The following is an 18,088-nucleotide window of genomic DNA, read 5'->3' on the forward strand; positions in this document are numbered from 1 at the left end:
GTCCGTCTTCTGACCCCGTTCGGGTTGAACTTGTTTCAAGGCCCCTCCTTCCCCACGCCCCATCGCTCCCGAAGGCGCGATGGATGCTGAAACAAGTTCAGCATGACGGGAGAAAGCAAAACAGATCACTCCGCCGCTTCCAGATGCCCGTGCGGTTGCGCCATCATCGGTGTCAGGCCCAGCTTGCCGAGCAGCGCACTGTCCTTGTCATCCCCGGCATTGGCTGCGGTCAGCAGCTTGTCGCCGGTGAAGATGCTGTTCGCGCCCGCCATGAAGCAGAGCGCCTGGCAGGCTTCGCTCATGCTCTCGCGACCCGCGCTCAGGCGCACCATCGACTGGGGCATGACGATACGGGCCACCGCGACGGTGCGGACGAACTCCACCTCGTCGATCTTGGCGAGCGGCGTGTCCTTGAGCATATCGCCCAGAACCGTGCCCGCCACCGGCACCAGCGCGTTGATCGGCACGCTTTCGGGGTGCGGCATGGTGGCGAGTGCGTGGAGGAAGCCGATACGGTCGCTCCGCGTCTCACCCATGCCGACGATGCCGCCGCAGCAGACATTGATCCCCGCCGACCGCACATTTTCCAGCGTCTCGATCCGGTCTTCGAAGCTGCGGGTGGTGATGACGTTGGCGTAGTTCTCCGGCGAGGTGTCGATATTATGATTATAATAATCGAGACCCGCGTCGGCGAGCGTTTTCGCCTGCTTTTCGTCCAACATGCCCAGCGTCATGCAGGTTTCCATGCCCATCGCGCGCACGCCCTGCACCATCGCGACCAGCTTTGGCATATCGCGTTCCTTGGGGTTGCGCCATGCCGCGCCCATGCAGAAACGGCCGGAGCCATGGTCCTTCGCCTGTGCAGCGGCCTGAAGCACGGCTTGCACGTCCATCAACTTGGTGGCCTTGAGGCCGCCTTCGGCTTCGGTCGACTGGCTGCAATAGCCGCAATCTTCCGGACAGCCGCCCGTCTTGATGGACAGCAAAGTGGACAGTTGCACTTCATTGCGCGGATGGTTCGCCCGATGGATCGACTGCGCTTCGAACATCAGGTCGTTGAAGGGCAGATCGAACAGCGCGGCGATCTCTTCGCGGGTCCAATCGGTGCGGGCGGTAACGGTATTCAAGCGGCTTCCTCCAGCCCGGCGGGGGGCATGTTGTGGCCGAGAAGGCGCAGCACGTCGGCGGCGCATTCCACGACATTGGAACCCGGCCCATAAATCCCCTGAACTCCGGCGTCACGAAGATAGTCATAATCCTGCGGCGGGATCACGCCGCCGGCGATCACCTTGATGTCGCTGCGCCCCTTTTCGCGCAGCTTCTGGATCAGTTCCGGGATCAACGTCTTGTGCCCTGCCGCTAGCGACGATGCACCAACCACGTCGACGCCGCTGTCGAGCGCCAACACTACCGTTTCCTCCGGCGTCTGGAACAGCGGGCCGGACACCACGTCAAAGCCCATGTCGCCAAAGGCCGATGCGATGATGTTGGCGCCCCGATCGTGACCATCCTGTCCCATCTTGGCGACGAGCAGTTTTGGCCTGCGACCGAGGCGCCGTTCGACGGCCTGCACGCCGTCGAGAACCTGTTTCCAGCGGCTGTCGCCTTCATATGGCGCGCCGTATACGCCCTTCACTGGCGTGGGCTGCGTGCCGTAGCGGTTGAAACTTACCTCCATGGCGGAGGAAATCTCCCCCAGCGTGGCGCGGGCGCGGGCCGCTTCGACCGCATGGGCGAGGAGGTTGTTTTCGATCGACTGCGGCCCGGCGGCGGCGGCGCGGAGGGATTCCAGCGCGGCCTGGCAGGCGTCTTCGTTGCGCTCCGCCTTCACCCGGTTGATGCGGGCGATCTGCGCCTCGCGGACCTTGCTGTTGTCGACTTCCAGCGTTTCAAGCAGATCTTCACTGGCGAGGCGATATTTGTTGACGCCGACGATGACGTCCTCGCCCCGGTCGACACGCGCCTGACGCGCGGCCGCGGCGGTCTCGATCATCGCCTTGGGCCAGCCCGCCGCGACGGCCTTCGCCATGCCGCCTTCGGCCTCCACGCGATCGATGATCTCCTGCGCGGCGTCGACCAATTGCTGGGTCAGCGCTTCCACATAATAGCTGCCCCCCAGCGGATCGACGACATTGCACATGCCGGTCTCTTCCTGGATGACGATCTGCGTGTTGCGCGCGATGCGGGCCGAAAAGTCCGTCGGCAGCGCGATCGCTTCGTCCAGCGCGTTGGTGTGCAGCGACTGCGTGCCGCCCAGCATGGCGGCCATCGCTTCGATCGTGGTGCGCATGACATTGTTATAGGGGTCTTGCTCGGTCAGCGAGACGCCCGAGGTCTGGCAATGAGTGCGCAGCATCTTGGAGCGCTCGTCCTGCGCACCCAGCTTGGTCATGACGCGATGCCAGAGCACGCGGGCGGCGCGCAGCTTGGCGATTTCCATGAAGAAGTTCATGCCGATGGCGAAGAAGAAGCTCAAACGCCCGGCGAACTTGTCGATGTCGAGGCCGCTCGCCACGCCAAAGCGGACATATTCCGCTCCGTCCGCGATGGTGAAGGCCAGTTCCTGCACCTGCGTCGCGCCGGCTTCCTGCATATGATAGCCGGAGATGGAGATGCTGTTGAACTTGGGCATCTCGCGCGAGGTGTAGCCGAAAATGTCCGAGATGATCCGCATCGAGGGTTCGGGCGGGTAGATATAGGTGTTGCGGACCATGAATTCCTTCAGAATGTCGTTCTGAATGGTCCCGTCCAGCAGCTTGCGCTCGACCCCCTGCTCCTCGCCCGCGACGATGAAGAAGGCCAGGATCGGGATTACCGCGCCGTTCATGGTCATCGAAACGGACATCTGGTCGAGCGGAATGCCGTCGAACAGGATCTTCATGTCCTCGATGGTATCGATCGCCACACCCGCCTTGCCGACATCGCCGACGACGCGTGGATGATCGCTGTCATAGCCGCGATGGGTGGCAAGATCGAAAGCGACGCTGAGGCCCTTCTGCCCCGCCGCCAGGTTGCGGCGATAGAAGGCATTGGATTCTTCGGCGGTCGAGAAGCCCGCATATTGGCGGATAGTCCAGGGACGCCCGGCATACATGGAGGCGCGCACGCCGCGCGTGAACGGCGCAAAGCCGGGAAGGCCCGGATCGCCAATCTTATCTGGGGTCACGTCCTCCGCCGTGTAGAGCGGCTTCACCGTGATCCCTTCCGGGGTCTCCCAGTTCAGGTCCTTGCCCTTCACTTCCTTGACGGCGGCGGCGGCCCATTGCTCCAGCGTCGGCTTGTCGGTCATTTGCGTCCCTACCTTATTCCTCTCCCACAAGCGGGAGAGGATACGCAGGCTTGCCAGCTTGTCTGGCTAGCCGGAGTTGGAGTGGGCTGTCCGGCCCACCCCGCTGCGACTAGGGCCTGCTGCGCAGCCCCAAGTCTCGCTGCCCCTCCCGCAGGCGGGAGGGGTGGTGTTAATGTGCGCCCTCCTTCGGCGTCTCCATAATCTCGGTCAGCACCCCGTTCATATCCTTGGGGTGGACGAAGAAGATCGGCGTGCCATGCGCGCCGATGCGCGGCTCCCCCAGAACCTTCTTGCCTAACTCTTCGAACCAGCTTTTGGCTTCATATATGTCGGGCACTTCGTAGCACATATGGTGCTGTCCACCGGCCGGGTTCTTCGCGATGAAGCTATGGATCGGGCTGTTCTCACCCAGCGGTTCGATCAGTTCGATCTGTGTCCCCGCCGTACCGCCTTCACCAGGCGTATCAACGAAACACACCTTCACGCCCTGCGCGGGCAGGTCGAAGGGTTCATGCGCGATCGTCGCGCCCATGACGTCGCGATAATAAGCAAGGCTCGCCTCCAGCGAAGGCGTCGCGATGCCGATATGGTTGAGACGGCCGAGTTTCATTTCCTGTCCTTCGTCATTGCGAGCATAGCGAAGCAATCCATTTGACGTATCAACCTTGCACAATACTCTCGTATAAATCCTGCCAACCGGGATTGAGGGCGATAATCAAAGCAATCTTCTTTGCCCGTGATCATGCCTTGATTTGCTTTTCCCGTAAGATGGCCGCTTCCATCGTGTCGGCCATTTCGAACCACACCAGCATCTTACAGTCGTAACGCTGCGTGAACCCATCCGCGACGCCCTCGCGATGCTGCCATGCGCGCTGCGGCAGGTTCGACGTCACGCTGGTGTAGAGCGTCCCGTTGCACCTGTTGGCCATGATGTAGACAGCGGGTTGCATCATCCCACTTCGTCATTGCGAGGAGCCAAAGGCGACGCGGCAATCCAAAAATCGCGCCAATGGATTGCTTCGCTTCGCTCGCAATGACGAAGGAGGAGATGGCGTTCATCGTCTGTCACAGCGGAATATTGTCGTGCTTCTTCCACGGGTTCTCCAAGCTCTTGTTGCGCAGCTTGCGCAGCCCCAGCGCGATGCGCTTGCGGGTCGAGTGCGGCTGGATCACTTCGTCAATGAAGCCCTTGCTTGCCGCAACGAAGGGATTGGCGAAGCGATCTTCATATTCCTTCGTCTTTTCAGCAATTTCTTCCGGGGTCTTGCCACGGAAGATGATCTCCACCGCACCCTTGGCTCCCATCACCGCGATTTCGGCAGTCGGCCAGGCATAGTTCAAATCGCCGCGCAGATGCTTGGAGGACATGACGTCATAGGCTCCGCCATAGGCCTTGCGCGTGATGACTGTGATCTTGGGTACGGTCGCCTCGGCATAGGCGAACAGCAGCTTGGCGCCATGCTTGATGATGCCCGAATGTTCCTGCGCCGTCCCCGGCAGGAAGCCTGGCACATCGACGAAAGTGACGATCGGAATTTCGAAGGCGTCGCAGAAGCGCACGAACCGCCCTGCCTTCTTGGACGAGTTGATGTCGAGCACGCCGGCCAGCACCATCGGCTGGTTGGCGATGATGCCCACCGTCTTGCCCTCAACCCGGCCGAAGCCGCAGAGGATATTGCCGGCGTGCGCGGGCTGCACCTCGAAGAAATCGCCCTCGTCCACGACCTTGCGGATCAGTTCGTGCATGTCATAGGGCTGGTTGGCGTTGGCCGGGATCAGCGTGTCCAGACTTTCCTCGACCCGATCCCATGGGTCTGCGCTCGGCCGTTCGGGCACCGGATCGCGGTTCGAAGCGGGCAGGAAGTCGACGAAATCGCGGGTCGCCAGCAACGCCTCGATATCATTCTCGAACGCCACGTCGGCCACGCCCGACTTGGTGGTGTGGGTGATGGCGCCGCCCAGTTCCTCCTGGGTCACGACCTCGTTGGTGACGGTCTTCACCACGTCCGGGCCGGTGACGAACATGAAGCTGCTGTCCTTCACCATGAAGATGAAGTCGGTCATCGCCGGCGAATAGACCGCCCCGCCCGCGCATGGCCCCATGATGACGCTGATCTGCGGCACCACGCCCGACGCCAGCACGTTGCGCTGGAAAATCTCCGCATAGCCCGCCAGCGAAGCCACGCCTTCCTGAATGCGCGCGCCGCCGCTGTCGTTGAGGCCGATCACCGGCGCGCCGCCCTTCAACGCCATGTCCATGATCTTGCAGATTTTCATCGCGTGCCGTTCCGACACCGCGCCGCCATAGACGGTGAAATCCTGGCTGAACACGAACACCAGACGCCCGTTGATCGTGCCAGATCCCGTCACCACGCCATCGCCGGGGATATGCTGGCCGTCCATGCCGAAATCGATGCAGTTATGCTCGACATACATGTCCAGCTCTTCGAAGCTGTCCTCGTCCAGCAGCACTTCCAGCCGCTCGCGCGCGGTCAGCTTGCCCTTGCCGTGCTGGGCGTCGATGCGGCGCTGGCCGCCGCCCAGGCGCGCAGCCTCGCGCTTCGCTTCAAGCTGTTCGATGATGGCGAGCTTCGACATGTAGGGCTTCTCTCCGGTTCAGGCGAACGGTCGTCGTATCATCCCCTATCCAGCCCCTGCGGACTTTCGCAAATGCAAATTTGCTAATTTGCAAATCGCGATTTCGCAAATTAGAAGCGGAATATGGCACGCGGCAATCGTATCTTCGCAGGTCCACGCCTGCGCCAGCTCCGCCTGGACCACCGTATGGACCAGGCGACGATGGCGCAGGCGCTGGGCATATCCGTATCCTATCTTTCGCAGCTTGAGAATGACGACCGACCGCTGACCGCCAAGGTCAAGGCAGCGGTCGCCAACAGCTTTCCCACCGACTGGGCCAGCTTCGACAGCCGGGAGGATGAGCAGTTGCTGGGCGCCTTCACCTATGCGCTCGCCCATCCCGAACTGCCCGGCGTGCAGATGGAGCCGGAGCGGATCGAGAAGCTGCACCTGCAATTTCCCGAATTCGCGGCACGCTATGTCGATCTCTACAACGCCCATATGCGCGCCAATGAGCGAATCAACATGATCGAGGAGGCGATCGCCAACGATCATGAGGTGCAGGCGCGACTGCCTTGGGAAGCCGCCCGCGACTGGTTCCACGAGGCAGGCAATTATGTCCATCCACTCGACTGCCTGGCGGAGGAGATGGCGGAAAGCTTCACCCAGGGGCAGGTGCTGGATGAAGGGATGCTGGTGGAAGCGCTCGCCCGTCGCCACGGCATCGAGACGCTGATCGCCGAAACGCCCGACAGCGCCCTGCGCGCCTATCGCGCCGCCGACCGGCAGTTGTTCGTCAACGCCGCGCTGCCGACCGAAAGCCGCAAGTTCATGCTGGCGCACCAGCTCATGATGCTGGAGGGGCAGGCGGTGATCGCCGATGTGGTGGGCAAGGCCGCCCTGCCCGTCCCCGGCGCGGACCGGCTGCTGGCGATTGGCCTGGGCAATTACGCCGCCGGCGCGCTGCTGCTGCCCTATGCCGCCTTTCGCGAAGCGGCGCGGACGATGCGGCATGACATAGACCGGCTCGCGCGCACGTTCGGCGTCAGTTTCGAGCAGGCCTGCCACCGCCTTTCGACGCTCCAGCGGCCGGGACTGCGTGGCATCCCCTTCTTCTTCTGCCGCGTCGACATGGCGGGCAACATCACCAAGCGCCATAGCGCCACCCGCCTGCAATTCGCCCGCTTCGGCGGCGCCTGCCCGCTCTGGAACGTGCATGAGGCGGTGGCGGTCCCTGACCGGATCAACGTGCAGCTTGGCGAGACGCCTGACGGAGTGCGTTATGTGTCGATGGCCAAGGGGCTGGTGAAGCCATCGGGCAGCTACAAGCGGACACCGCGTCGCTTCGCCGTGGTGCTGGGCTGCGAGGTCGCCCATGCGGCGAACTTCGTCTATGCCGACGGCCTGCAACTGGAGGTGGAGGGCGCAGCCACCCCGATCGGCATCACTTGCCGCCTATGCCCCCGCCAAAGCTGCGACCAGCGCGCCTTCCCGCCCGCCGACCGCCCGATCCATGTCGATCCGGACAATAGGCAGATCGTGCCTTACTGGATAGGCTGAGCCGCCTAGGGCCGATCAACATTCAGGTTAAAGCAGAAGCCTTGGCCTGATTCTCAACGTCATGCCGGACTTGATCCGGCATCCAGAGTCGCAGGCGACGCCTTTTGTGGCCCTGGATGCCGGATCAGGTCCGGCATGACGGCTTGGGAAGCGCCTAAGACTGCGAATGTCGATCCGCCCTAGGGCCTCCCATCTCCATGTAGTTTGGCCCACAGATCCGCCGTGCCGGCTTCCTGCGCCCTGGTGGTGAACTGGGCGGCAATCAGCCAGCCCTTGATCGGGCGCATCGGCAGCACCGTGGTCAGGATGAGCACGGGAATGCCCACGGCGACATGCACCCACCAGGGCGGCCGCGCCAATATCTCCAGCATGATGATGAAGATCACGCCCGGCACACAGGCGAAAAGTTGGACAAATACCGCCGGGCCATCGGCAGGATCGGCGAAATTATAGTTGAGGCCGCAAACCTCACAATGGTCGCGCATGGTCAGGAAACCGGTGAAGATATGCCCCTCGCCACAACGCGGGCAGCGGCCGAAGACGCCGGTCTCATGCGCCGGGCGCTTCTTCCATTGCCGGCCGGATTCATCGACCCAATGGGCTTCGCTCTTCTGTTCCATCTCGTCTCCCATCGTCCCGACCCATGTCCCGAAACCCTGGCGCATGTCCATTGCGCCTTTTGTCCCACCCTCGCCCTGCGCCCAAGGCTGGCCTTTGCGTCCACAAAGCGCTATCGGGCGCGCCAATCATCCCGATCTTATAAGGCAGTCAAATGGGCTTTCGTTGCGGTATCGTCGGTCTTCCCAATGTGGGCAAGTCCACCCTGTTCAATGCGCTGACCGAGACGCAGGCGGCGCAGGCGGCGAATTATCCCTTCTGCACGATCGAACCGAACGAGGGCCGCGTGGCCGTGCCGGACGAGCGGTTGCAGACCATCGCCAGGATCGGCGGCAGCGCCAAGATCATCGAGACGCAACTCAGTTTCGTCGACATTGCCGGCCTGGTGCGCGGCGCGTCCAAGGGCGAAGGGTTGGGCAATCAGTTCCTGGCCAATATCCGCGAGGTGGATGCGATCGTCCATGTGCTGCGCTGCTTCGAGGATGACGACATCACCCATGTCGAGGGCAAGGTGGACCCCATCGCCGACGCCGAGACGGTCGAGACCGAACTGATGCTGGCGGACCTGGAAAGTCTGGAAAAGCGCGTCCCCAACCTCGCCAAGAAGGCCGCGCAGGGCGACAAGGAGGCCAAGGCCGCCGCGTCGGTGCTGGGCCAGGCGCTCGACCTGCTGCGCGACGGCAAGCCCGCGCGCCTGACCGTGCCGCGTGACGTCGAGGAAGAACGGCTGTTCGCCCAGGCGCAGTTGCTGACGGCCAAGCCCGTCCTCTATGTCTGCAATGTCGAGGAAGACGCCGCGTCGGAAGGCAATGCCCATTCGGCGCGCGTGTTCGAGAAAGCAGCGGCCGAAAACGCCAAGGCGGTGATCGTCTCCGCCGCGATCGAAGCCGAACTCGTCACCATGCCGATCGAGGAGCGTGCGGAATATCTGGAAGCGCTGGGCCTGACCGAAGCCGGCCTCGCCCGCATCATCCGGGCGGGCTATGAACTGCTGGGCCTCATCACCTTCTTCACCGTCGGACCGAAGGAAGCCCGCGCCTGGACCGTGAACAAGGGCAGCAAGGCGCCCCAGGCCGCCGGCGCGATCCACACCGATTTCGAAAAGGGCTTCATCCGCGCCGAGACCATGGCCTATGCCGACTATGTCCAGTTCAACGGCGAGACCGGGGCCAAGGAAGCGGGTAAGTGGCGCTCCGAAGGCAAGGAATATGTGACGCAGGACGGCGACATCATGCTGTTCCGCTTCAACGTCTGACCGGATCGGCGGGGAAAGGGCGTATCGCCCCTCCCCGCCTTGCCATCAGGTTTCGGAGGGGCGCGGTGCCCCTTCTTCAGGCGTTTCGGCGATCGGTTCTGCTTCGCTTTCGACCGGTGCTTCATAGGCGACAGTCTCTTGCTCCGCTGCCTTGCCCCGGCCGAGCCGGCCCTTGATCCAGCGCCAGCCGACACCGAAGACCAGAATGATCGGCAGCAGCAGCTTCTTGCCGAAGGCCAGCATCAGTGCCAGGAAGCCCAGCTTCTTCGCCGCCAGCAGCCCGGCTCCGGCCGCAACCAGCCCGCCAATGCCATATTCGGCGACCTTGTCTACATTGGGTATGAAGTCGGCATAGCGCGCGCCCTGGTCGAAGGTGACGGAGCCGCCGAATTTCGCGGCGGCCGCTTTCACTTCGGACAGATGCGACATGGTGGAGATCATGTTGAGGCTCAGCACGCCATGGCGACCGAGCAGCCGGACATCATAGTTGAGCGTGCCTTCAGCCACATCACCGAAGCGGATGTCGCGCGCCCATATGACGCTGTGATGCGCGCGGTCATAGGTGGGGCGCTCGGCCCAGCCGGCCAGATGCACGGGCGGATAGCCCGCTTCGGTCCGTTCCTTGTTCCGATCCGCTTCGCCGGACTTCATCTCGGTCATCAGCGCGTCGAAATCGGTTGAGGCCGCGTCGTCATCCTTCACATAACCGCTCTGGTCATAGGTGATGACCGCGCCCCAGGCATCCTCATCCATGAAGGTCTTTCCGGCCGGGAAGACCAGGCCCAGCACGCCATCCGCCTGCGCAGCGGGATTGCCCCAGGCATCGACGATCACCTCGCGCGCAGCCTTGGCGTCGAGATAATAATAATCCTTGCCCAGACGCAGCGTCGCCTTAGCCTCCGGCAGCGCGATGTCCCCGGTCTGCGGCTGCTGCCGCTGCAACATGTCCTTGATCTTTGCTTCATAAGCGCGTTGTTCCGCGCTCGGCGCTGGCTGTTGTGCCAAGAGTGTTCCCGGCGTCGCCCCGATCAGCAACATGGCGCCGACCGCGCCCCACATTCTCTTCATGACAACTCCCCCAAATGAGGGGTAATATTCTAGAAACAAACGAATAGATCGCAATGGCTCAAGGAGAATTTGTGCACGCGCCCAGGAAAATCGCCTTCCCGCCCAGTATCGATGTGCAGACCCGGTTGCTGATCCTGGGCAGCCTGCCGGGGGATGCGTCGATCAAGCAGGGCGAATATTATGCCCATCGCGGCAATGCCTTCTGGCAGTTGATCGGCGACGTGCTGGAAGAGGATTTGCGCGGCCAACCCTATGCGATGCGGCTGAAGCGGTTGCGGGCGCATGGTGTCGGGCTGTGGGACGTCATCGAAAGCGCCGAGCGGCCGGGGAGCCTGGACAGCAACATCCGGGGCGCAGAGTTGCGCGATCTGGGATTGTTCGTGGAACGGCTCCCGGCGCTGCGGGCGATCGGCTTCAACGGCAAGACCGCGGCGCTGCACGGACGGCGGCAATTGGGCGAGCGGCCGGGGCTGGCGCTGGTCGATCTTCCCTCTTCCAGCGGCGCCTATGCCAGCCTGTCGCGGGAAGCGAAGCGGCAGGCCTGGGGTGCTCTGCGCGATCACCTGGGGTGAAAGCCTACCAAAACGTCACTTTACCGTCATCGCATGGCTGCTAAGCGATTAGCTTCGAAAAATATCCAACAGAGTCGCCATGCTGAGCCGTTCCCCTGCCCGCCTTGTCCTCCCCGTCCTTCTCGCCTTCGGCGCGCTAAGCGCCTGCGCCACCGCTCCGACCGGTCGCCCTGCGCCGGTCGCGCAGGCTGAGCAGCGCGCGCCCGTCACCATCCTGGTGTCGATCGACGGATTCCGCGCCGACTATCTGCAACGCGGCGTGACGCCCAATCTGGCGGCGCTGGCGGCCGGAGGCATCGAGGCGCCGATGCGCCCGTCCTTCCCGACCAAGACTTTCCCCAATCATTGGGCGATCGTCACCGGCGACCGGCCCGACCGGAACGGCATTGTCGCCAACAATATGGAAGACGCCAGCCGCCCGGACGAGAAATTCACCATGGCGAGCGACGATCCATTCTGGTGGAACGATGTCGAGCCGATCTGGGTGACGGCGGAAAAGGCGGGCGTGCGCACCGCGACCATGTTCTGGCCCGGCTCCAACGTCCCCTGGGGCGGGACGCAGGACAAGGCGTGGCCCTACACCATCCATGGCGGCGAGCGGCCGAGCGACTGGGCGCAGTTCAACCAGCAGATCGGCGGCACGCAGCGTGTCAACATGGTGCTGGACGTGCTGCGCCGTCCGGCCGACATCCGCCCGCGCTTCGTGACGCTCTATTTCGATACGGTCGACACGGCAGGCCATATCAACGGGCCGGACGCTCCCGAAACCACCCAGGCGCTGGCCGAAGTGGACCAGCATATCGGTGAGTTGGTCGCGGGCCTCAAGGCCATGGGTCAACCCGCCAACCTCGTCATCCTGGCCGATCATGGCATGGCGGCGCGTTCGACCGACCGGGTTATCGCGCTGGACAAGGTGGCCAACCCCGCCGACTATCGCGTCGTGGAGTCTGGCCCCTATGCCAGCCTGGTCGCGCAACCGGGGCATGAGGCGGCGCTGGAGGCCGCTCTGCTCAAGCCCACGCCCCATATGCAATGCTGGCGCAAGAGCGACATTCCCGCGCGGTTCCACTATGGCGCGCATCGCCGCATTCCGCCCTATTTCTGCCTGGGCGAAACGGGCTGGGAAATTCAGCCCACCACTCCCACCAAGCCGGTGACGGGCGGCAATCATGGCTGGGACGACCGCGCGCCGGAGATGCAGGCGCTGTTCATCGCCAACGGCCCCGCCTTCGCGCCGGGCGCGAAGCCCTTGGCGGGCTTCGCCAATGTCGATGTCTATCCGCTGATCGCCCGGCTGATCGGCGTGATGCCGCGCGCTTCGGACGGCGATCCCGCCGCGCTTTCCGGCCTTCTCGCTCGCTAGGATCACTGCCATGCTGACCCGCCGCCAAATCCTCACCGCCGCCACCGCCACGCCGCTGATCGGCACGCCCGCGATCCTGAAAGCACAAAGCTGGTTCGCGGGCTATCCCTTCGCGCTCGGCGTCACGTCGGGTGATCCCGCGCCGGACGGCTTCGTCATCTGGACCAAGTTGGCGCCCAAGCCCTTCGACCTGCATGGCGGGATGCCGATGGTGCCGCTGCCGGTCAAATGGGAGGTGGCGAGCGACGATCGTTTCAAGACCATCGTCGCTTCGGGCGAAGCGACCGCGCGGCCTGAACTGGGTCATAGCGTCCATATCGAGGTGACGGGCCTCCAGCCCGACCGGCCCTATTGGTATCGCTTCACGCTGAGCGGCGATCAATCGACGCGCGGCCGCGCCCGCACGCTGCCCCTGCCCTCCGCCAGCCCGGCGAGCCTGAAGTTCGGCGTGGCGGGATGCCAGAATTATGAGGATGGCCTGTACACCGCCTTCCGCCATCTGGCGCGGGAGGACGACCTGGCCTTCGTCTTTCATTATGGCGACTTCATCTATGAATATAAACGGCGCGGCCCGAACTATGACAAGGACGGCCTGCCCGTGGCACAGGTGCGCCAGCATATCGGCCAGGATTGTTTCGATGTCGCCGACTATCGGCTGCGCTATGCGCAATATCTGAGCGATTACGACCTTCAGGCCGCTCGCGCCCGGCATACTTGGTTCCCCACCTTCGACGATCATGAGATCGAAAATAACTGGGTCAGCGATTTCGCCGGAAAGGGCGACGCCCCGGCCGAAGTCTTCCGCCTCCGCCGACAGGCCGGATTGCAGGCCTGGTATGAATATATGCCGGTTCGCGCGGCGATGCTGCCACGCAACGGCATCATCACCGACATGTATCGCGAGGCGCGCTATGGCGATCTGCTCTCGATCGATTTTCTCGACACCCGCTCCTTCCGCAGCGACCAGCCCTGCGGCGATGGGTATAAGCCGCATTGCCCCGCCATCGACGACGGCAAGGCGCAGGTGATTTCACCCGAAGAGGAAGGCTGGCTGGTCCGCAACCTGACGCGCGGACAGACCAAGTGGAACTGCGTCGCGCAACAGGTGATGATGATGTCGCTCGACCGTCGCCGTTATGCGGACGAAAAGACCGTCGTCTATAATATGGACACCTGGGCAGGCTATGCCGCGCAGCGCAACCAGCTGCTGGCGAAGATGCGCGGCCTCGACAATGTCGTCGTCCTGACCGGCGACGAGCATCAGAATTTCGCCGGGCTGCTGGACAATGGCGACAAGACGGTGGCGGTGGAGTTCGTGTCCACCTCCATATCATCGGGCGGCGACGGATCGAACCTGCGCGCGGGCAGCGACATCATCCTCAAGAATAATCCGAACCTGAAATTCATCAACGACCAGCGCGGCTATCTGGTCTGCGAGGTCGCGCCTGACGCCTGGACAACACGGGTCCGCGTGGTCGATCAGGTATCGACCCCCGGCGGCGCGATCAGCACGCGCGCCAGCCTGACCGTGCCGCGTGGCCAGCCGTCGATCAGCATCGCCTGACATTGACGTAAACGGAAAGCGCCTCTACATCATCTCCGTTGCAATAGGAGACGGATGATGACGGACGAGATTCTCTATTTCGAGGATATCGAGGTCGGCGACAGCATCGACTTCGGCCCGCTCACCGTATCGCGCGAAGAGACCGTCGCCTTTGCCGCCGAGTTCGATCCGCAGCCCTTCCACCTGTCGGACGAGGCGGCGGCCACCACCCATTTCGGCACCATCTCCGCCAGCGGCTGGCACACGACCGCGCTCTTCATGAAGATGTTCGTGACGGAAATCCAGAAACATCCCGGCCGGCAGGCGGCGAGCCTGGGGGCCATGGGCGTGGACGAACTGCGCTGGCTGCGGCCGGTGCGGCCCGGCGACACGCTGCGCGGCAGAAGCGAGGTGATCGACAAGAAAGCCTCCCAAAGCCGCCCGGAAATGGGGATCGTGCGCAACAAGGTGACGATCCTGAACCAGGACGATCAGCCCGTGCTGACCATGATCCCGATCGCTATGTGGCGGACCCGGCCAGCGCGGTAATAGTGGCCCTGCGCGATCATCTTCGCCTGGCGTAAGGCGGGCGGCGCATCGTCGCCAGGGAGAATGATACATGCCAAGTGCCGCCCATCTCATCGCCTTCGCCCTGATTTCGCTGGGCATGGTGCTGACGCCGGGGCCGAACATGATCTATCTGATATCGCGCTCCATTTCCCAGGGGCGCACGGCCGGAATGATCTCCCTTGGCGGCGTCGCCTGCGGTTTCCTCTTCTACATGGTAGGCGCGGCGTTCGGCATCACCGCCCTGCTGATGGCGATGCCCTTCGCCTATGACGTGCTGCGGATCGGCGGTGCGCTCTATCTGTTGTGGCTGGCGTGGAACGCAGTGCGTCCCGGCGGCCGTTCGCCCTTCCAGGTCCGTACCCTGCCCCAGGATTCGCCGCGGCGGCTCTTCACCATGGGGCTGGTCACAAACCTGCTCAATCCCAAGGTAGCGATGATCTATCTGTCGCTGCTGCCGCAATTCGTCGATCCCGCGCGCGGCAACATCCTCGGCCAGTCGCTCCTGCTCGGCGCGACGCAGGTCGCGATCAGCCTGTCGGTCAACGCGGTGATCGCCTGCCTGGCCGGATCGATATCCTCTTTCCTGGGCGAGCGACCGCTCTGGCTGACGATCCAGCGCTGGTTCATGGGCACCGTGCTGGGCGGGCTGGCGGTGCGGATGGCGGTGGAACGGTAGGGCTATTTCCGCCCGAACAGCTTCTCGATATCGCCATGGCCCAGCTTCACCCAGGTCGGGCGGCCATGGTTGCACTGACCGCTCCTGGGCGTGACTTCCATTTCGCGCAGCAGGGCGTTCATTTCCGCGACGCTCAGCACCCGGCCCGCGCGCACCGATCCGTGGCAGGCCATGGTCGCAGCGACGAGATCGAGCCGTTCCTTGAGCGACAGAGCGCTGTCATAGGCGGCGAGATCGTCGGCGAGATCGGTGACAAGGCCCTGCACGTCCGATTGCCCCAACATGGCGGGAACGGCGCGCACCAGCATGGCTGAGGGGCCGAAACGCTCCAGGTCGAGGCCAAATTCCTTCAACTCCGCCACACGCGCTTCCAGCCGGTCGCAGGCCGGTTCGTCCAGTTCCACCACTTCGGGCAGCAACAGCGCTTGGCTGGCGACGCCTTGCCCCTCCATCGCGCGGCGCATTCGTTCGAGCGTCAGCCGCTCATGCGCGGCATGTTGATCGACGATGACCAGGCCGTCCTCCGCCTCCGCCACGATATAGGTGCGGGCTACCTGGCCGCGCGCGACGCCCAGGGGAAAGCTCTGCGCCTCCGGTGTGGGCATGGCGGCGGGCTCGGCGCGAGCCTGGGGCGGCGGCGTGAGGAAGGATGGGCGGCGATCGGCAAAGGAGGGTTGCGCCAGCGGGTTGTAGTTGACCGGTGACGAAGCCGCTTCGAAGATCGGCATGGCCCCTATCGGTGTGGGGGAGACCGGTTCCGGCTTCCAGGCGGACAGGGCCGCCGGGTCGGCATGTTGCACCGCGCGAAACCCCTCGGCATCGAGCGCGCGGCGCAGGCCGGAAACGATCATGCCACGGATCAGCGCCGGATCGCGGAAGCGGACTTCGGTCTTGGCCGGGTGGACGTTAACATCCACCTCCAGCGGCGGCACGTCCAGGAAGAGCGCCACCACCGGATGCCGATCGCGCGCCAGCATATCGGCATAGGCGCCACGTAACGCGCCGATCAGCAGCCGGTCGCGCACCGGCCGGCCATTGACGAACAGATATTGGTGATCGCCCACGCCGCGATTGTAGGTCGGCAGCGAAGCGACGCCGGACAGGCGGATACCCTCTCGCTCCAGCGACACGATCACATGATTGTCGGCCAGTTGCCGGTCGGTCAACGCAGCGACCCGATCCTCCCGCGCCTCATTTTCCTGCACGCCCAGCACACGGCGGCCATCATGCTCCACGGAGAAGGCGACGGACGGATGCGCCATGGCGAGACGGCGGATAATGTCGAGGCAGGCGGCATATTCGGACTTGGGCGATCGCAGGAATTTGCGGCGCGCGGGCACCTTGGCGAAGAGCTGGTCGACGGTGACGCGCGTGCCGGGCGGCAATGCCGCCGGCCCTTCCGCCACCAACTGGCCATTGTCGACGGTGCGGTTCCAGCCGTCGCTTCCGCGCGGGCGACTGTCGATCGATAGCCGTGCGACGCTGGCGATCGACGGCAAGGCTTCCCCGCGGAAGCCCAGAGTCGCCACATTTTCAATGGCATCGTCGGGCAGTTTGGAGGTCGCGTGACGCTCCAGCGCCAGCGCCATATCGGCCGAATCCATGCCGCAGCCATCATCGCTGACCTCGATCCGGTCCAGCCCACCGCTCGACAGACGAACGGCGATACGAGTCGCCCCGGCGTCCAAAGCGTTTTCAACAATTTCCTTGAGCGCGCTGGCGGGTCTTTCGACCACTTCGCCCGCAGCGATACGATTGACCAAATGTTCGGGTAGACGGCGTATTGACATTGATTAGTGACTAGCCCAATCGAGCGCTTTCCGCGAGCCGCGATCCCAGATTTTTTGCACTGCAAGGCGCAGGGAAGGATGGGCGGACGGACGAGCGAACAGCTATCCGACCGACCCCATATGCGTCGCGGGGACGGCGGGCGAAACAGGATAAGGCATGTCGATCTTCTCGCGTCTCTTCAAATTCTCCTCGCAGGATATGGCCATCGACCTGGGCACCGCCAATACGGTGGTCTATGTGCGCGGGCGTGGCATCGTGCTCAACGAACCTTCGGTGGTGGCGGTCGAGACGCTGAACGGCGTCAAACGGGTCAAGGCCGTTGGCGAAGACGCCAAGCTGATGATGGGCAAGACCCCGGATTCGATCGAAGCCATCCGCCCTCTGCGAGACGGCGTGATCGCCGACATCGACGTCGCCGAACAGATGATTAAGCATTTCATCACCAAGGTGCATGGCGGCAAGCACAGCCCCTGGCGCGCGCCGGAAATCGTGATCTGCGTGCCCAGCGGCTCGACCAGCGTCGAGCGCCGCGCCATCCGCGACGCCGCCAGCAACGCCGGCGCGTCACAGGTATTCCTGATCGAGGAGCCGATGGCCGCTGCGATCGGCGCCGACATGCCCGTGACCGAGCCGATCGGTTCGATGGTCGTCGATATCGGCGGCGGCACCACCGAGGTCGCCGTGCTGTCGCTCCGTGGCCTGGCCTACACCACCTCGGTCCGCGTCGGCGGCGACAAGATGGACGAAGCGATCGTGTCCTTCGTCCGCCGCCATCACAACCTGCTGATCGGCGAAGCTACGGCGGAGCGGATCAAGAAGCAGTTCGGCGTCGCCCAGCCGCCTGAGGATGGCGTGGGCGAGACGATCCATATCAAGGGCCGCGACTTGGTGAACGGTGTGCCGAAGGAAATCTCGATCAACCAGGGCCAGATCGCCGATGCATTGGCAGAACCGATCAGCACCATCGTCGAAGGCGTGCGGATCGCGCTGGAAAATACCGCGCCCGAACTGGCGGCCGACATTGTCGACCAGGGCATCGTCCTGACCGGCGGCGGCGCGCTGCTCAAGGGGCTGGACGACGAACTGCGCGATGAGACGGGCCTGCCCGTCACGATCGCCGAAGATCCGCTGACCTGCGTTGCGATCGGCACCGGTCGCGCGATGGAAGACCCGATCTTCCGGGGTGTGCTGCAAACCGCCTGATCG

15 protein-coding genes and 1 pseudogene are annotated in these 18,088 nt (G+C 63.7%); 8 read left to right on the plus strand and 8 right to left on the minus strand.

What is annotated here, in order from left to right; all coding sequences use genetic code 11:
* Nucleotides 1-125: 125 nt before the first annotated feature.
* The 5 genes and pseudogenes from bioB to MOK15_RS04955 all read right to left on the minus strand — a co-directional run bounded on the left by bioB (nucleotide 126) and on the right by MOK15_RS04955 (nucleotide 5,887).
* The gene (gene bioB / locus MOK15_RS04935) at nucleotides 126-1,127 is read right to left on the minus strand and encodes a biotin synthase BioB (protein WP_242930579.1); all 1,002 of its coding nucleotides are present in this window, start codon (nucleotides 1,125-1,127) and stop codon (nucleotides 126-128) included.
* Nucleotides 1,124-3,289, minus strand: a complete 2,166-nt coding sequence (gene scpA / locus MOK15_RS04940; protein WP_242930580.1) for a methylmalonyl-CoA mutase — start codon at nucleotides 3,287-3,289, stop codon at nucleotides 1,124-1,126. The genes bioB and scpA overlap by 4 nt, the downstream gene beginning before the upstream one ends.
* A 169-nt stretch (nucleotides 3,290-3,458) precedes the next feature.
* Entirely contained in the window at nucleotides 3,459-3,899 is a 441-nt protein-coding gene (gene mce / locus MOK15_RS04945) for a methylmalonyl-CoA epimerase (protein WP_242930581.1), read from the minus strand.
* 49 nt (nucleotides 3,900-3,948) lie between these two features.
* Nucleotides 3,949-4,239: pseudogene (locus MOK15_RS04950) on the minus strand (GIY-YIG nuclease family protein).
* Nucleotides 4,240-4,354: 115 nt separating this feature from the next.
* Nucleotides 4,355-5,887 carry an acyl-CoA carboxylase subunit beta gene (locus tag MOK15_RS04955; RefSeq protein ID WP_242930582.1) on the minus strand — a complete coding sequence of 511 codons (1,533 nt, stop codon included), beginning with the start codon at nucleotides 5,885-5,887 and terminating at the stop codon, nucleotides 4,355-4,357.
* Between the two features lie 123 nt (nucleotides 5,888-6,010).
* Between MOK15_RS04955 and MOK15_RS04960 the strand changes: the two genes are divergently transcribed.
* On the plus strand, nucleotides 6,011-7,426 hold the full coding sequence (locus tag MOK15_RS04960) for a helix-turn-helix transcriptional regulator (RefSeq protein WP_242930583.1): 1,416 nt from the start codon (nucleotides 6,011-6,013) through the stop codon (nucleotides 7,424-7,426).
* Nucleotides 7,427-7,605: 179 nt separating this feature from the next.
* Here MOK15_RS04960 and MOK15_RS04965 read toward each other — a convergent pair whose 3' ends face one another.
* Nucleotides 7,606-8,091, minus strand: a complete 486-nt coding sequence (locus MOK15_RS04965; protein ID WP_242930584.1) for a DUF983 domain-containing protein — start codon at nucleotides 8,089-8,091, stop codon at nucleotides 7,606-7,608.
* A gap of 107 nt (nucleotides 8,092-8,198) precedes the next feature.
* On the opposite strand from MOK15_RS04965, the gene ychF reads away from it, so the two are divergent.
* Nucleotides 8,199-9,299: a redox-regulated ATPase YchF gene (gene ychF / locus MOK15_RS04970; protein ID WP_242930585.1), complete on the plus strand. Its 1,101-nt coding sequence runs from the start codon at nucleotides 8,199-8,201 to the stop codon at nucleotides 9,297-9,299.
* 45 nt (nucleotides 9,300-9,344) lie between these two features.
* On the opposite strand, the gene MOK15_RS04975 is transcribed toward ychF, so the two are convergent.
* A complete protein-coding gene (locus tag MOK15_RS04975; RefSeq protein WP_242930586.1) occupies nucleotides 9,345-10,367 on the minus strand; it encodes a DUF2167 domain-containing protein in 1,023 nt (340 codons plus the stop codon).
* Nucleotides 10,368-10,420: 53 nt separating this feature from the next.
* On the opposite strand from MOK15_RS04975, the gene MOK15_RS04980 reads away from it, so the two are divergent.
* The 5 genes from MOK15_RS04980 (at nucleotide 10,421) to MOK15_RS05000 (ending at nucleotide 15,091) form a co-directional block, all read left to right on the plus strand.
* Nucleotides 10,421-10,939, plus strand: a complete 519-nt coding sequence (locus MOK15_RS04980) for a DNA-deoxyinosine glycosylase (RefSeq protein ID WP_242930587.1) — start codon at nucleotides 10,421-10,423, stop codon at nucleotides 10,937-10,939.
* Between the two features lie 79 nt (nucleotides 10,940-11,018).
* Nucleotides 11,019-12,302, plus strand: a complete 1,284-nt coding sequence (locus MOK15_RS04985) for an ectonucleotide pyrophosphatase/phosphodiesterase (RefSeq protein WP_242930588.1) — start codon at nucleotides 11,019-11,021, stop codon at nucleotides 12,300-12,302.
* 10 nt (nucleotides 12,303-12,312) lie between these two features.
* A complete protein-coding gene (locus MOK15_RS04990) occupies nucleotides 12,313-13,866 on the plus strand; it encodes an alkaline phosphatase D family protein (protein ID WP_242930589.1) in 1,554 nt (517 codons plus the stop codon).
* 57 nt (nucleotides 13,867-13,923) lie between these two features.
* Nucleotides 13,924-14,394 carry a MaoC family dehydratase gene (locus MOK15_RS04995; RefSeq protein ID WP_242932636.1) on the plus strand — a complete coding sequence of 157 codons (471 nt, stop codon included), beginning with the start codon at nucleotides 13,924-13,926 and terminating at the stop codon, nucleotides 14,392-14,394.
* A 70-nt stretch (nucleotides 14,395-14,464) separates the two neighbouring features.
* A complete protein-coding gene (locus MOK15_RS05000; RefSeq protein WP_242930590.1) occupies nucleotides 14,465-15,091 on the plus strand; it encodes a LysE family translocator in 627 nt (208 codons plus the stop codon).
* Between the two features lie 2 nt (nucleotides 15,092-15,093).
* On the opposite strand, the gene mutL is transcribed toward MOK15_RS05000, so the two are convergent.
* Nucleotides 15,094-16,881, minus strand: coding sequence for a DNA mismatch repair endonuclease MutL (gene mutL / locus MOK15_RS05005; RefSeq protein WP_242930591.1), 1,788 nt, complete (start codon nucleotides 16,879-16,881; stop codon nucleotides 15,094-15,096).
* A gap of 157 nt (nucleotides 16,882-17,038) precedes the next feature.
* Between mutL and MOK15_RS05010 the strand changes: the two genes are divergently transcribed.
* Complete coding sequence (locus tag MOK15_RS05010; RefSeq protein ID WP_021319842.1) at nucleotides 17,039-18,085, plus strand: rod shape-determining protein; 1,047 nt, start codon at nucleotides 17,039-17,041, stop codon at nucleotides 18,083-18,085.
* Nucleotides 18,086-18,088: the final 3 nt, after the last annotated feature.

The organism is Sphingobium sp. BYY-5 (assembly GCF_022758885.1).
GTDB lineage: Bacteria > Pseudomonadota > Alphaproteobacteria > Sphingomonadales > Sphingomonadaceae > Sphingobium.

Excerpts from the sequence above, each read along its gene's own strand:
- scpA (WP_242930580.1), bottom strand. The coding sequence starts at position 3,289 with ATGACCGACAAGCCGACGCTGGAGCAATGGGCCGCCGCCGCCGTCAAG.
- mce (WP_242930581.1), bottom strand. The coding sequence starts at position 3,899 with ATGAAACTCGGCCGTCTCAACCATATCGGCATCGCGACGCCTTCGCTG.
- MOK15_RS04955 (WP_242930582.1), bottom strand. The coding sequence starts at position 5,887 with ATGTCGAAGCTCGCCATCATCGAACAGCTTGAAGCGAAGCGCGAGGCT.
- MOK15_RS04960 (WP_242930583.1), top strand. The coding sequence starts at position 6,011 with ATGGCACGCGGCAATCGTATCTTCGCAGGTCCACGCCTGCGCCAGCTC.
- MOK15_RS04965 (WP_242930584.1), bottom strand. The coding sequence starts at position 8,091 with ATGCGCCAGGGTTTCGGGACATGGGTCGGGACGATGGGAGACGAGATG.
- ychF (WP_242930585.1), top strand. The coding sequence starts at position 8,199 with ATGGGCTTTCGTTGCGGTATCGTCGGTCTTCCCAATGTGGGCAAGTCC.
- MOK15_RS04975 (WP_242930586.1), bottom strand. The coding sequence starts at position 10,367 with ATGAAGAGAATGTGGGGCGCGGTCGGCGCCATGTTGCTGATCGGGGCG.
- MOK15_RS04980 (WP_242930587.1), top strand. The coding sequence starts at position 10,421 with ATGGCTCAAGGAGAATTTGTGCACGCGCCCAGGAAAATCGCCTTCCCG.
- MOK15_RS04985 (WP_242930588.1), top strand. The coding sequence starts at position 11,019 with ATGCTGAGCCGTTCCCCTGCCCGCCTTGTCCTCCCCGTCCTTCTCGCC.
- MOK15_RS04990 (WP_242930589.1), top strand. The coding sequence starts at position 12,313 with ATGCTGACCCGCCGCCAAATCCTCACCGCCGCCACCGCCACGCCGCTG.
- MOK15_RS04995 (WP_242932636.1), top strand. The coding sequence starts at position 13,924 with ATGACGGACGAGATTCTCTATTTCGAGGATATCGAGGTCGGCGACAGC.
- MOK15_RS05000 (WP_242930590.1), top strand. The coding sequence starts at position 14,465 with ATGCCAAGTGCCGCCCATCTCATCGCCTTCGCCCTGATTTCGCTGGGC.
- mutL (WP_242930591.1), bottom strand. The coding sequence starts at position 16,881 with ATGTCAATACGCCGTCTACCCGAACATTTGGTCAATCGTATCGCTGCG.
- MOK15_RS05010 (WP_021319842.1), top strand. The coding sequence starts at position 17,039 with ATGTCGATCTTCTCGCGTCTCTTCAAATTCTCCTCGCAGGATATGGCC.